Source organism: Mesomycoplasma ovipneumoniae, assembly GCF_035918255.1.
Taxonomy (GTDB): domain Bacteria; phylum Bacillota_I; class Bacilli_A; order Mycoplasmatales; family Metamycoplasmataceae; genus Mesomycoplasma; species Mesomycoplasma ovipneumoniae_A.
On the sequence record NZ_CP142136.1, the window covers coordinates 577,667 to 594,180 of the forward strand.

The following is a 16,514-nucleotide window of genomic DNA, read 5'->3' on the forward strand; positions in this document are numbered from 1 at the left end:
AATGGAAGGTTTATTTTGAAAAATATTAAACAAAAAAATTTACTTATTGCATCTTCGGTTATTTTTCTAAGCGCAGTTATTAGTGTTGGAATTGCCGTTCCAATTGGAAAAAATGCCTATTACAAAAATCAATCTGAACAACTTTTAAAATATTCTGATCAAAAATCAGAAGCAAAATCTTTTGTTTTTAATAGCCAAAATCAGCAAGAAATTTTGCAATCCGTTAGTCAATTAAATTTAAAAGCACAATTTGCTGATACTCTAACAGCAAAAAACGCAGTTGATCTATATTTTGATAAAACTTATAGTTTTGATCTAAACTCTTTAGTTGATTTTAAACCTTTAGAAGATAAATTCCCTGGATTTAGTTTTAAATTGCTTGTTCCTAAAGATAAAAAAGATTTAAAAATTGAAAACAATACACTATCTAATTTAGCAATTAATGTCCAAAATCAGCAACAAAATATTAATTATAACGTTAAATTTGACTTAAAATTTAGCGCTGATGTTAAAAATTCCGAAGTTGACCCTGATAATGTAAATGTTGTTCTTGAACTTGTTAATGATGAATTAATTAAAGACAAAACTGCAAGTGAAATTGCAATTTTGTTTAATTCTAAATTTATTCAAAATAAAAAATCTAGCTCAGATCAACAAGCATTATTAAAAACTATCGCTGAATTTGGGAGTGTATCCTTTTTTAATAAGCAAACAAATGATTTGATTTTGCCTTTAGCCTTTGATTTAGAACCTAATTTAAAAGATAGCAAACTATTTTTTTCAAAAGTTGATGATGCAACCGGACAAACAAATTTAGATCTTTCTTTAGTTGAAAAATATTCTAAAAAGAAATCAAAAGTTGCTTTGGAATTCAAAAATTTATCAACTATTAACGAAAGTTATGCTTCTAAATTTGCCCAAATTTTTAAAGATAACTACATTTTTAACAATGAAATTGCTAAATTTTTAGCTTCTTCCAATTTAACTCCACTAGATTTAATTTCAAAACCTTTGCCTGATTTAGCAAAAAACCAATTAATTTTCAAAGACCACCAACCATCTAGTCTTGATTTTTGATTTAAACAACCTGAATCCCTAAGTCAAGTTGCTCCTGAAACTCCGGCTCCTGATTCTGCGACTTCTGAAAGTTCAAGTGCTGATTCTATAGCTTCAACTCCTGACTCATCAAGTTCTGATTCTGGAGCTTCTGATGCTTCTGCTTCATCGTCAGCTGCCCCAGCTGCAGCTCAACCTGTAAGTGTTTCAACTTTAGCTGACAGCCCAAAAACCCCTCAGCAACAAGATGACGCATCATCTGAAAGTGGCGAAGGTACTGCTAATAATTCTGAAAATTCAACAACAACTCAACCTACAAACACAGAATCAACTAACGAAGAAGCTTCAAAAACAGAAAGTCAAGAATCTAAAACCGAAGAAACTCCAAGTCAAGAACCTCCAAAAGTTGAAACTCGCGAAGAAAAATTAAAAAAATCTTTTTCAGAAATTTTACATAATTTCCAAATTTCTGAATTTAAAATTCAACCAGTAAAAATTGAATTATCCAAAGAAGATCAAGCAGATCCGATTAAAAAGCAAGCAATTCCACTTAGATTAACTCTTAATGGAAATTTTATATCAAGCAAGTCTTTCCCTGGCGGTCTAAATTTTAATTCTAATAATGAATTAGAATATAGTTTTAATTTTAATTATGATATTAGCGATGAAGTCTATAGGGCTTATTTCCAAAATGCGCTTGATTCGGCTACAAAAACAGAGCAGGGTGGCTCAAGTAGTCTAAAAATTGAAAATTTAGAGTTTGAAATCAAAAGTGATCAAAAAATATCAGTTTTTGCACAAACCATTGATCAAACAATTGAACATATTAAAAATAAAAAAATTCAACTAACAAATCTAAAGGTAGAAACTAAACAACTTTTTGACCTTCTTGACTTTGTAGCTCAGACAAAACCTCAACCAATAACAAATACAAATCAATCTACGACTGAAGAGATTCAACCCGTTGAAGTAAAAGTAGCTTCTGTTGATTCTGTAGATCCTTCTGAACAACAAAAGAGAAAAAGAAGGAAAAAGAAAAAATCCAAAAAACAAACCCCAGTTAAAAAAGTGGCTAACGAAGTAAAAGCTAATGAAGATGCTCAGAACATTGAACAAGTTCAACAAATTCAGGTTAGAGAAATTTTAAGTCCTGGAAAATTACTCACGCAAGTTTTTGACAATCTTCTTGAATCTAATCTTCCAAAAACCACAGCTGTAATTCTTGATTCTAAATTTGAAAAAAATACTTATCAATTATTAATTGGAATTTGGCTTGGAGATGAAAAATTAAAAGAAATAAAAATTCCAATTGCCAATGTATTAAAAGATAATAAACCTTTTGAATTTTTACAGGATGAAACAAATTTACACTTTTTTATTGATGGTCAATCCTTACTACAACAAGTAAACGAAGAACTTAATAGTGATAAAGAAGATCCAAATAAAATTAAAATTTCTTCACTCAAATCAATAGACCATCGAAATATTGAGTTTAAAGATTACGATGATAAAAACAATCCTGTTCAAAGTGGTTTTAGAAGTAAAATTAAGCCATACTTTGACAAAACTCAAGACGGAATCTTTTTAACTCATGACGGTCTTTTGCTTGATTTTACTTCCGAACAAAGTAAAAATCCGCTAAATAACCCGACATTTGTTATGACTTTTAAGTCAGCTACTAATTTTTCAACTGAACTAAATCCTTTTTTCTTGATTCAAGGTTTAAAAGAAAACAAAAGTGATAAAGAACTATCATACGGCGAGAATCAAGATATTGATTTTAGTATTAAAATCAGAAGATATGATTATGAACATGAAAAAATTAATAATTTAGAAGTACAAATTGGTGATAAAACCGCTGAAGGTCCGGACAAACCAAGAATTAATCACCATACAGCTGATATTGAAAAGGTAAACGAACGTGAGAATCCATCTAGAATCGCGCTAGCAAGAAAAATTGTTGATAGTATTGTTCCTTCCGAAGAGAATAAATATCTTAAAGTCTCTGACTTTCTAGATAATAAACAGGCAACTAGTTATGTTGTATTTCGTGTTTTAGATTCACCTGAAAACAATAAAAAACAACTAGAATTTGGTTTTTACTCATCAATGGCAAGGAATCCTTATGAGCCAGTTTTTTATGAGAAAAAAACTGTAACCTTAGAAAATAATTTCAAATTTTCAGATTTAAAACACTTTATTTTAGGTAAGTTATCTACAATTAGTTTTGGTAGCGGTTCAACAGGTGCTATTCTTCTCAAATCTGCGGCAATTTTTGAATCAGTTGAAAATGAGGACAAATCTAAATTAATTGATAAATTATTTATTGACAGATATTTTGATCTTGATGAATCTTAATTAATTTTCCCGAGTTTCCCAGTTTGATGAGATAATCTTAAAAAGTGTCCGGTTTTGGGCACTTTTTAACTTTTTTGGGAAAAGTTAATTACCTATTTTTTTACTGATTTATTAAGATATAAAAGTAGAAATCATACCTATTCAAATTTTTCGAACACTAGGAACACCATCCGATTTTTAAATATCATTCGCTGATTTGAAGTGTTAAATTCAACCCTTTGTCTTAATTTTGGTCATCAAACTGCCAAACTTAGGAAAAATAACTATCAAGGCAAAAAAAACTGAATTTTAAATCTAATCACACGAAAGAAAAATCTACTTATTAATCAAATAAAGTAAACTAAAAAAGCTAAAATTTTAACTTAAAAAGCAAAATTATGAAATATTTAAACTACCTTTTTAGTTAAAACACTGACAAAAATCATAAAAAAATACAACTACTATTTAAACTCAATGTAAATAGAAAACTCGTTTTTACTTACATTGAGCCTAAAAAAATATATGAAGTTTTGAAAGAACAATAATTAAAAGCCATAAATTTGTAGATATCTAAACGGTCAAATTTATGGCATTCCATCATATCTAAAAACATAATGGAAAATTCGCATTTTCCAATTTTATTAGACAAAAAACATAATTAATTCCCCCTTAATTCAATAGCAAAATTTATTAATTATTCTTAGTGAACTTAATTATAACTTAAAATTTTTTTAGACCAAGCATTTTTTTAAAAATTTTTGTGCGTAGTAATTTTTTGGCTAAAATGTTTAATTACTAAAAATATTTTTTTATTTCTTTTGATTTTAAAGTATTTTAGTATAATTAAGACATACTATTGAAATATCTAGTAAAGTCTAAATTTTATTTTGGCTATTTATTTTATTTAATTTAAAAAAACAAAGTTGGAGCGATTTCAGACTTTGTTTTTTGTTTTAATTAAAACAAAAAAACTGGTAAAATTAGAACAAGATCTATATTATATATAAAGAGGAGTAATTATGGCTGAAAATCTAACAAAAAAAGAGAAAAAATTAATGAAAGCAACCAAAAAACGTGCAATCATACTTTCATTACTTGCCTTTGGTGGTCTTAGTATTGGTTCACTCAGTTTTCTTCCTTTCCTTTTAAAGTCTTGAAATACACTTCAATATAATATTGTTGATTTTAAACATATTAATCGTGATAATATTGGTTATGAACTTGAATTTGCCCTTAGCGATTTAGATTCATATAAACTAAATTATCAAGATTTAAACGTTGACTTTACAGCTGATGAGCAAGGCAATGATGTAATTGCTTCACACAAAGCCGTTTATGATGAATTTAGTCGAACTTGAAGGCTATCTTCAAATTATAATGGTCTTAGTTTTGGTAAAAGATACTATCTAAAAGTTTATCTTGATGATAAAAAGCAAAAAAGATTTTCAGCCAAAAAGGTAATTGCCTTTGGTCAGAATGTTAGCAATTTTGTTGACACTCCGCCAGCAGTTTCAACAATTAATTTTCAAACAAAAACTCCTTCTAGTGCTTCAGTTTCGCTAAAATTTGCTGATGAGGCTGCCAACCTTGAGGGCAAAAAAGTTGCCTTAGAGTATTATTTTATTCTAAAAAATCAAGCAGGCAACACTGATCCACTTAGCAGTTCTCAGGAAATTCACACTTCTTATGTAGATTCAGCTACCGTTAAAAACGGAGTGGCTGAATTTAGTCTTGAAAATCTCCATCCGGGAATGGATTATAAAATTAGTGCAATTCGTTATGTTGATAGTTCTGATTCAAGCAGTGAAATTCCGCTTGTGCCAATGCAAAAAATTGCCCTTGATCCTTCAATTGACTATGAAAAAGATGCTAATAAAACAGCTTTATTTGAAGCAACAACAGCAAAATATAAACTTATTGCTAGTTCGTTAATTGACCAAAATTTAACTTATGACTCAAAAAGACTAACCCTAAATTTTGCAAACTCAGACAAGTTCGCAATTTTGAACAATATTCCAATTAAGTTAAATTATCTTAATCTCTTAAATGGTCAAAAATTAAGTGCTAGTTCAATTTTTAATGCTAATTTAGCATCTTTTGATCTTTTTGATCTTGAGCCAGGTTCATCTTATCAAATTGAAAGTATTGAACTTGATTCTGCCCAAATTGAATTTAGTCCCACTTTTGTTAAAAACTTTTATTCTCCAAGCGCAATTGTTGAGTCCAAAATTACTCGCGGAGCAACTTTTGCAAAAGTAGATCTTAGTGTTGCTTCGGTTGAAAATCTTCAAGGTCAAAAAGCACGTTTGTATCTTGATGATACTTCAATTATCCCTGTTGTTGGTACTTTTTTAGCTACTTCAGTTCCAAATCAATACAAAATTAGTTTTGAGCCAAAAGGGCTTACTAACGATACAAAATATACTCTTGACAAAGTTGTTTTTGACTCATTAAGTCCAAATTCAGTTTTTGCTAAAAATAAAGATGCCTATGATTATTTTAGTTTGCCTTGAGTTGCAAGCTTACCTAGTGCATCAGAAAGTCGTAATTTTATAACTACAATTTCAGACTTAAAAACTTTTATTAAAATTGAGCCAAAAATTCTTGCTTCAAAAGTTGAATATACTTTTGGTTTTGGACTTGAGTCAACTTATTTAAATGATAAAAGTCTTTATTTATATTATTATAAAAAGAATGATCGTTCAAAAATTTACAAGTCAAAAGTTGCTTTTGCCCAAGGTTCTGAAATTAAATTTGAACTAAATGAATTTGAAACATCAACAACATATAAACTTGACCGAATCGAAATTGAAGAAAATCCTAATGTTGCCGTTGCAATTAATTTTGATCAAAACAAAAAAACACCGCAAGATTTACCTCTTGATGAATTTTTCATTAGATATCATGTTTCAAACATCAGTTTTGAAAATGTTGGCGAAACTCAAGCAAGCGCAAAAGTAGAAATTGCTGGTGATTTTAGCGCTTATACAGCTGGAGCTTCAAATTCAAATTTTAAGTCAAAAATAACATTTGGTCAACCAGGTTTTGCTAATTTAACAAAAACAGTTGACTTAAATCTTGCAAATTTATCAGCACTTAGCGGCGCAACACACACACACACACACACACACACTAACCGATGATAAACTTACCATCCATTTTGATCTTGAAAATTTAGATCCTAAAACTGAATACCAAGTTGCAGATGTTGAAATGATCGGAAAAACCGATTTTTTCAGCTCAGAAGGAATTCTTGATTTAAATGCAAGATTTACAACAAGTTTCCAAAAAGTTAAAATAATTGGTGCAAATTTTGAAAAAATAAGCCAAACAGAAGCTCAGGCTAGTCTTTATTTTGATCCAAATTTTAATAGATATTTAAATGATAAAAAATTTAATGCTATTTTTACTTCTGAAGATGACCCTAGTGAACAAATAAAATCTGTCCCAATTAGTCCAACCTCAGATCAACAAGAATATTCAACCGTTTTGAATAATTCAATTCAGTTCAAACTAGAAAATCTTAAATCTGGTAAAAAATACATTTTTTCTAAACTTGAACCTGCCCCAGAACAAGACTCAATTCTTGAACAACTAGTTTATAAAAATATTGAACTAAATCAAGAAAGTGATAATCTTCCGTATTTTTACACTACTACTGATATTGCCTCAATTTTAGCCCAGCCAACCCAAGACTCAGCAAAAGTGGTTGTTAATTTTACCACAAAAGACCCAAATTTTAAATCAAGAACTAATTTATCTAATAAAAGTGCAACTATTTTCCTAAAAAATAATGCAACCGGCGCTTTTGCAAGTGCACAAGCAAATGAAATAAAATTCGAAAACGGCACAAACAAAGTCGAATTTGATATTAAAAATCTTGATAAATTAAGCCACTATACAATCACAGAAATTCTTGTTGACTCTGAAAAAATAAATTTTTCTGAGTCTCTAAAAGAAGAACAAGCCCAAGGGCGAAATTTCTGAACAGTAGCCCAAACTGCCAGCGTAATTAAGGCAATTCAAACCGAGAAAAAACATAATAAAATCGGTCTTGAATTATCTTTTGATCCAATTAAAGACACCTTTTTAAAAGGCGATACAATTAAAGTTGTCCTTTTAAATACAGCAAATCAAAAAACTATTGAAGCAAGCGCAACTGTTGATCAAAATTTAGTCCTAAAACTAAATTTTGATTCAAACCTTGAAGCAGGTTCGGAGTATTCAATTCAGTCAATTACTAACACAACAAAAGACAAAGACATCCAAACTTTAGTTGGCTTTTTACTCGAGAAAAAAGTTGATAATTACAGTCCAAATCTCGAAAAAACAAGTATTGACTCTGAAAAATTTTACTCATCTCCTGAGCTAAAATCTTTTGAAGTTACTTCAAACAAAGACGAAACTGTCAAAATTAAACTAACTTTTGCCGATGCCCAAAAATTACTTTTAGGCCAAGTCTCAGGCCAGCAAAAACAATTAACACTTTTATTAAAAAACACAGCTAGCCAAGCAATTGTAGCTGCCCAGGCAAAAGCTTCTGAAAAAAATAGTCAAATTGAGGCTGAATTTACTTTTTCTAATCTTGATCGGGCAACAAAATATGAGCTAGTTTCAGTAAATGACTATTCTCGTCCTAATTATCAAATTTACAAAGATAACAATAATTTTAAAGACGACAATTCTAAGTCTTTTGTTGTCAATGTTGACAGTATTGAGGTTAAAAATCTTGTTTATTCAGATATTAAACAAGATTCAGTTAAGGCCGAAATTTATTTTGACCCAATTAGAGATCCTTATTTAGCTAATAAAGAAATTGAAATCCAAATCCAAAAAGATAATGACCCTGTTGCTCAACTCGTTAGCGTTCAAGCTCTTGATTCAGTTCAGAGTGATAATTCTACCAAACAAAAAGTTAGCATCCAAAAACTTGACGACGGGCGACTCAAAGCTGAAGTTATTTTTAACAATCTAAGCGAGGGTAGTGATTTTAAAATTTCTCTTTTAAGTTTGGCGAATAAGGAAGATGTAAAAACTAATGATGTAAATGCTCAAACCGGACCTAAATTTAAAATAGTTAATGACTTTTTAAACCAAGCCCAAGGTCAATCTCGTGCAGCAGAAATTAGTGCTAATTCAAACCAAAAAACTTTAAAATTTGCTACCGATGTTGTTGTTTCAAAAATTGAATTTAATCCTGATGGTTCAAATGTTGTTGACAAACAACAATCAGCAAAAATTAAAATTGAATTTTCTAACTCAAATAATGAAATACTAAAACTAAAAAATGACCAACTTGCAACATTAACTCTAATTAACAAACAAACAGGAAAATTAGTATTAGCATCGGCAAGAATTAAAGCTACCGAGTCTAGGGCAGGCCAAGCTCCTCAGACTTCGGCTTCAGTTGAATTTGACTTTAACAACAATTTAGAAAAACTATCAAAATACGAAGTTAGTTCAATTTCTGTTGTTCGGCCAAATGGTATTTACTCTATTCCTTTTTCAACAAATATTCAAGAAGAACAAAAATCATTCATTACCCAATTAAATACAATTAGTGTTAAAAATATTTCTTATGTTGATGTCTCAAATACATCTGTGGAAATTACAACTTTTTTTGACTCAATTAATGACAATATTTTAAATGATCAATTTGAAGCTGAGCTTGAATATGTTCTAAAAACTAAAGACACTGAGCTAAAAAAATCAAGTAAAGTTACTGTTTCTAACAACCAAGCAATTTTTTCAATTGATGGTCTTGATGAGGCGAGCACATACGAAATTAAAGATTTAAAATTAACAAAAAAGACACAAACTCGTACAACTCGTTCACTTCGGGCTCGGCGTTCAGTCCCTCAGGTAAGTCAAGTTGCAAACAATATTAGTGTCCAATTTGACAAAGCCGAAGTTGAAGACAAACAAAAAAAACTATTTTCAACAAAGTCTTTAATTTCTGAAATTACAATTGACAAAACTTTGCTTGAAGAAAAACTAACAGCGACACAACCCGCTTTAACTCTAGACCAGACTAATTTAACCGATACACAAGCTGGAATTGAACTTAAAGTTAAAGATCCAAAACAATTTTTCAAAGACTATAATATTAACGGAACTAAAGCCGCTGATGCAGCTTCAGATATAAAATTAGTTGTAAAATCAAATCGTACTGGCGCGGTTGCCCAAGCAGGAGCCCAAATTACTTTTGATGAGACAAAAAATGAGGCTACTGTTAAATTTTTATTAGAAGATTTGGAAAAATATACAGTTTATTCAATTGTTGATATTTTTGTAAACGGCGTTCGTCTTGGATTTTTAAATAGTCTAACCGAAGAACAAAAGAAATTTGCAACAACTGCCCGCGATGTTACTCCTGATTATATTGCACAAACCGAATTTAAACGTCACGGCGCGGTTTTAAGAATGGTTTTTGATATTAACAAAAACTGGTTTTTAGTTAATAATAAAGTTAGACTAACATTTAAAAAATTCCAAGATGCAGCTCCGGATGATCCTGATCTTAGTGCTGAGGCAATTGTTGACAAAGATGGTCTTGCTGTTTTTCAAATTAAAAAAGATGAAATTGCTGACAAAGTTCCAGTTGGAACACGATTTGAAATTTCTAAATTGGAATTTGATCCTGAAGTAAATTCAAACCAAAAAATAGTTCAATATTTCCCGCTAAAAACAATAACTCCAACAGATACAACTAGAACACATTCAGCTATTCAAGGTTCAAGTCTTGTCCCTTTGGCTCGTTCTCGTCGAAGTGTTAGCGTTTTTGATGATTCTCAAGCTTCAGATTCAGCCTCTCCAGGTTCTCCTGACTCTGCAACCTCTCCAGCCCCTGCTGCTTCCCCTGCTGATTCTCAAGTTGCAACTTTAGCTAATACTAACTTTTTGGATGTAAGAATTTCAACAACTCCACTACAAGATTTAACAACAGCTTCTCTGCCAAGCCAAGGAGTTAAATCCACTTTTGATACAGCCTCATTTATTAGCGCAGTTGAAAAAGTTAATCTTTCAGGAACTAATGCAGAACTAAAAATTACCCTAAATTCAACTTTATTATTGGACGTTCAATCACCGACAATTAAATTAAAATATATTGACATCACCGATGGTCAAGAACATATAGCGGATTTAATCGGAAATCCAACTCAAAACCAAACAACTTCAGAATATACTTTTAGTGCATCAAATTTAAAAACACTAAATTATTACCAAATTGTTTCAGTTATTTACCAAGATGCTCAAGGAGCCCAACAAAGTCTTGCTTTTGATGATCAATTAGTCAAATACGAAGACAAACTATTTCGAACAACTCCAACAAGTTTTAGTGTCAAAAAAATTGACTCAACTTATAATTCCAAAAACAAAACAGCGAATGTTAAAATTACACTTGATGAACAAGTTGCCCAATATTTAGAAAATTACACCGTTAAAGTTTCTTACCAACGAATTGACAAAACAAATGCAAATGTAACAACCTCCTCTGTTAACGGAATTATTAATTCTGATTCAACTGTTAGCGTTGTTTTTGATGATAACTATACTGACTTAAATCAAAAAATCTTAAGTTTTCCAAATGCAAATACAACTTCTAATTCAATTGATCAAGAAACTAATACAATTAGTTCTGAAATCCAAAATCCAGAAACTACTATTACAAATGAATCAAAAACAATTGATAATTCTAAACTTTTTGAAACTTACAACTACAAAATTACTAAGGTTGAGCTAATCCAAAAACCAACCCAGACAGGCCAAAGACGTACTCGGCGTGCTTTAACAACCACTGATTTAGTTGACTTTAACAAATCTTTTGCCCAAAGTGCAACTTTTGAAACAACCCAGTCTGGGGGCGCTCAAGCCAGCCCAATTAATGAAACACAAATTATTAAAACTATCCCAATTAGTTTGTATGATCAATTAATTTATGTTGAAGAAAAAGATAAGTCTTCAGGAATTGATACTAAAATTTATGCTTATTTTGTCTCTTCTGAAGAGCTAAGTGATCAAAATACAGACAAACAAAACTTTAAGGTTCAATTATATAATAAATCTCTAAAAAAATACGAGTTTATAACAAGAGCTGAATCAATTAAAAAAATATCAGCCCAACAAGATAAGTCACATTTTTATGTTGTTACTTTTTCAACTAACTTAAATAAAGCTTCGCTTTATAATATTGAGTTTTTTGCTTATAAAGACCAAAAAATAGAACTTTCTGAGTACAAAAATGCCCGGGTAGAAAAAACTGAATTTACAACTCCAGGTCAAAAAGCTTGACTTACTAATTTCTCTCAAGTTGGCGCTTATCAAGATGAGGCAGCTAATGTTATTATCCAATTTGACGAAAAAGACGAGTATCTCTGGAGAAACAAACACAAAATTGAACTTGAAATTACCGAAAAAGTAGATACAACACTAAACCAAATAGCAGCCGCTGGCGCGGCCGCTGTAGGAGCTCAAGCCCAAACTCCACAAACAAGTAAATTTACATTTATTCCTAGCGGGCCAATTTCGCGGGTAAGAATTGACAATTCTAGTTCAAAAGGTCAAACAAACGAAGCTAATTTAGCCCCAAATAAGACTTATGAAATTACTAAATTTACAATTAAAGAAGGTGAAAATTCACCTCAAGGAATTCAAACTTTAGTTTCAAGTCTTTCTACTTTACAACCTAGTTTAAAAATTAAAACTGTTGATGCGCAAAATACTGTAAATCCAACAACTTTAGGAACAGGACACATGGAAGTTCCAAAAGTTGATTTAGCTGAGGTAGAAAATTCACCTAAAGATCAAAAAATTCCATTTTTTGAAACAAAAGCACAATTTAGTTATACAGAAAAAGCTAATTTTATTCAAGACGATGATAAAGATGCAAACGGAAAATCTGCAAATCTCAAATTTAAATTTAACAAACATTTTTTACAAATTCCTAATAGTTTTGCAACAATAACAATTGCTCCAACTGCTTCTACTCTTGCTGCTACTAGCACTCCTGCGCCTGCACCTGGTACTGGCGCTTCAAGTTCTTCTAATACCAATAAAGAAATTAGTTTTACTTCTGATAGTAAATATGATCCAACTACCGGAGAAGTCGAATTTAGACTAACTAATTTAGATAGATTCCATACTTACCAAATTAAAAATTTTGAAATTGGTGGAGTTAAAATTAGCAATCTTGCAACTTTAACTAATTTAGAATTCACTCCTGTTGTCCAAAAAATCTTCTTATCTGATATTGAAGTCGAAGATCTTCGAACCGGAACAAATGAGGCTCCTGCTAGCCCTCCTACTCCTGCAACCGCCGCTGCCCCAGCAGGAGGGGCGGCTCCAGCAACAGCGCCAACCCTGCCACAAAAAGAAGATGGTTCAAAAGTTTTTGGAAAAGTAAAACTTTATTTTGATAAAGACGATTCATGACTAAAAGATTCTAAATTTGAAGTTACAGTTAAAGACAAAAATAAAGGCACTGAATTAGTTAAAATTAGTAACTTACAAGTAACTGAAGAAACTTCAAAGCTTTCAACACCTTATCAAATTGAAATTGACTTAAATAAAAAAGGTCAAAATAGAATTGAACCAGGGCAAAAAATTGCTTTTGAATTTAAAATTCAAGAAGTTAATAAAGATATTAATTTAAAATCACAACTTCCAGGAAATATTGTAATTGAAGTTCCTGAAAGACAATATAATTTAGAATATGCTCCTAAATTAGAAAGTGATATTATTATCCCGCCTGTTATTGAATCTTTTGTTGTTTCTGAACTCACAGATACTTCCGCTCGACTAAAAATTAAATTAAAAGGTGATCCAGCAAACTTTGAGCGTGTTGTTAATAATCCAATTGTTTTGTCTATCCAACCAGATCCAAAAAAAGAAACAACCGGCAAAATTCCAATTAGTTTAATTAACCAATCACAAGTTACAAATTTTAAAGATAAAAATATTTTTGAAATTGAATATGAGCTTGAGAATTTAATTCCTAATGTTGAATACAAAATTCTTAAACTTCAAGGTCAAGACCTTGAAATCCCTTTTGGTGAACAAAATTACAAACTTAGATTAGAGCAAAGCCCACCAACTGGAACGGCTCAAACTGAAGCTAGTACAACCGAAAAAACATTTAAAACTCCTTTCACTGAACTTTCACCTGAAAGAATTATTTTAACTCAAGCTGACCGAGTTTCAAGAACTTCTAGTCTTGGACAAGAATATTCTCCTGAAAATTTAACCTTGAATTTAGACCCAGTTTCAATGTGGTCACTAAATGATAAAAATATTAAAGTTAAATTTAAACCAGTTGGTCCTGATGGCAAAGATCTAACTGATGGCGAAAACAGTCGCGAAAAAGAATACGACTTTAGAGTAACATTTGATGCATCCAAAAAAGCTTTGGTTGCCCAACTAAACAACAAACTAGTAACTGATAATGCTGATGGCAATCTTTTTCCTTCAACAACTTATAAAATTACTCAGATTAAAACCCAAGATAATCAAGTTCCAAATATTACTCTAAATTTAGATCAAAATACTACTGACGCTAATAATCTTCAATTTACAACTCAACTTGCTCAACCTCCTTTAGAAAAAGTATGAATTACTAATTTTTATAATCACTCAGGAAAAGAAGATACTTTTGAACAAACTATTTATTTTGCCTTTGATGATCCTTATCGGGCAATTGATGAATCATCAATTAAAGATTGAAAATTGATTCTTGAAGGAACGACTTCTGATACTACTAGTCCTACAAATTGAGAACAAGTAGTAAAATATGAACCTGAAAGTGCATCTTCAAATGGAATTGTACTTTTTGATCCTCGTGAACTTGCAGCTCCTGATATTGAATATACCGAAAAACCTGAACTTCAACGACTTTTAATTGAACAAAATAATCTTGAAAAACAAATTGCTCTAATAGATGACAGAATTAAAAATTTTGATGAACATGATCAACGTCGAATAGATTTAATTAAAAAACTTGCAGACGATCAATTTAAAACAGAGTATGTAGAAATTCTCCGAAGAGAAGGAGAAGAAATCAAAAAAGAAATCGAGTCTCAAAAAACTGAGCTTGAGAAACTCAAAGATCGATTGAAGCAAATTAAGGTTTATTCAGCTTACGAAAAAGAGGTTGAAAAACTAAATGAACAAAACCAAAATTTAACTACCGACCATCCTTATCGTCGTTATTTTGCTTTCAATCTTAAAGGTGATGCATCTTGGCTAAAATATTACAAAATGAGAGTTGCTATTCAGTATAAATATTTTAAAGACAACGATAATCGTAAGCAATCTGATTTTTCAAAACTGATAACTGCAACTAATGTAAAACAGTCAGCTAATAGAAATAGTTCAGCCGAGGCATATTCTTCACAAGGCAATCAAAATAGCAGCAGAGTTTCAAGTATTCAAAAAATAGAACTTACTGATTTTGCTAAATATACAAACCGAGTAATTTTAAAAAAATCAGAAATTAAACCGCTAAACCAAATTGGTGCATACATCGAAATGGAATTTGATGATCCAAAAGGATTGCTAGCGCCTTTAAAAGGTCAATTTACGAATGCAAATTTCAAGTCTGATGATGATATTAACAATTGAATTGAATTATCATCTAATATTAGATTTGATATTCAAACAGAGGCAATAAAAAATCCTGGTTCGTCAAATATTAAATCAATATACAAAGTAGATGCGACAAATGATGATGGATCAAGTACTTGAAGTAAACCATCAAATCAGTGAAAAGCAAATAATTCAACTTTTTATAATCTTGATTTTGGCGTAAAAGTCTATGATTATAATCTTAATAATCCTTTTTCATCACTTTTAAATAACGCTAGCCAAGAATATATTGATTTAGTCAAAACAGTCCCTAAAATTTTGTATCCAGGAACCACATTAAGGGAAAATGAAATGGGTAAAAAGCTTTATGCACTTAGACTTGCAAAATTTGAGGTGAATGATTCTCCTGGTTCTAATAATAAGACTGTAAAAGTTGGTTTAATACTTACATATCACCATTCTGCTCCCGAAGATTTTACTAAGAAAATTATTTCAATTTATCCAAAAATTTTAGCAAATCTTCTTACTAACGCTGAGGATGTTAAAAATTTCGAACCTTTAGTTCCTTCCTTATCAAAAAATATAAATTTAACATTTATGACTTCACCAATTATAAAAAAAGAAGATCCATATTGAGGTAATTTTTGGGCAAATCCTAATTCTGATGTTTGGTATAGTTCTGAAATTCGTCAATTCGATACAACAAAACAGTCACGCGAAATTATTAATGCTTTTAATAACTCTCTCGCTCAAAAAATAAGAAATAATTTTAGAAATGATAGAGACTTCAAAGAAGAAGAAACTTTATTTATTGGCCCAACAGGCCCAATCAAAGAACTTGGTCCTAGTCCTAAAAAAGCTGACAACAACGACCCGATACAACAAAATGTTCGAATGGGTGGCCAAACAATCAAGCAGATTGTTGAAGGACCTTTCTTTAACGGCAGAAAACAGAGAAGTCCATTTGGAGTTAAATCAACAAAATACGAAAAATCTACAAAAACTTTTACAGTAACCTTTGAAAATCCTTATAATAACTCAATTAATCGAATTCAAGAAATTATGCCAACAGTTTCTTATGCAGTTTTTATCGATCAAGGCGGAAAAATTTATTTATTTGGTAATAAAAATGGTAATCCAATTAGACTTCAAGATGATATAAATATAGATTCTGCAAATTCTACGAAGAATTTAACCTTAGATATAAATCTTTCCCCCTCAACTTGAGATGAAAATGATCTTCCTGCTGAAAATACAAATCTAAACTTTATGGGTATACTCGTTTTCCCTTATTTGCCAACAAATTTTCTTCAAAATAAATTTTTAAGCAAAAACATTGGCGAAAGTCATTATGTAAAAGGACAGCAATATACTGATATTGAATGAAATGGCACAACCCGCCAATATCTTTTACCAGTAAAAGGATATCAAGGGCTTCGAGTTGATGCTCAAAACCCTTATTTTATACCATGAACCAAACATGATAATGCTTGGGAAAGACTTGTTTATTAAAATTTAATTCTAAACTAACCAATTAAGGA

At 30.7% G+C, this 16,514-nt stretch carries 3 protein-coding genes; all 3 read left to right on the forward strand.

Annotation, left to right across the window (positions count from 1 at the left end):
- Window positions 1-15: 15 nt before the first annotated feature.
- On the forward strand, window positions 16-3,414 hold the full coding sequence (locus U3G01_RS02165; RefSeq protein ID WP_255031096.1) for a P110/LppT family adhesin N-terminal domain: 3,399 nt from the start codon (window positions 16-18) through the stop codon (window positions 3,412-3,414).
- A 998-nt stretch (window positions 3,415-4,412) separates the two neighbouring features.
- Window positions 4,413-6,539: a DUF1410 domain-containing protein gene (locus U3G01_RS02170; RefSeq protein ID WP_255031097.1), complete on the forward strand. Its 2,127-nt coding sequence runs from the start codon at window positions 4,413-4,415 to the stop codon at window positions 6,537-6,539.
- Window positions 6,472-16,485, forward strand: a complete 10,014-nt coding sequence (locus tag U3G01_RS02175) for a hypothetical protein (RefSeq protein ID WP_255031099.1) — start codon at window positions 6,472-6,474, stop codon at window positions 16,483-16,485. The genes U3G01_RS02170 and U3G01_RS02175 overlap by 68 nt, the downstream gene beginning before the upstream one ends.
- Window positions 16,486-16,514: the final 29 nt, after the last annotated feature.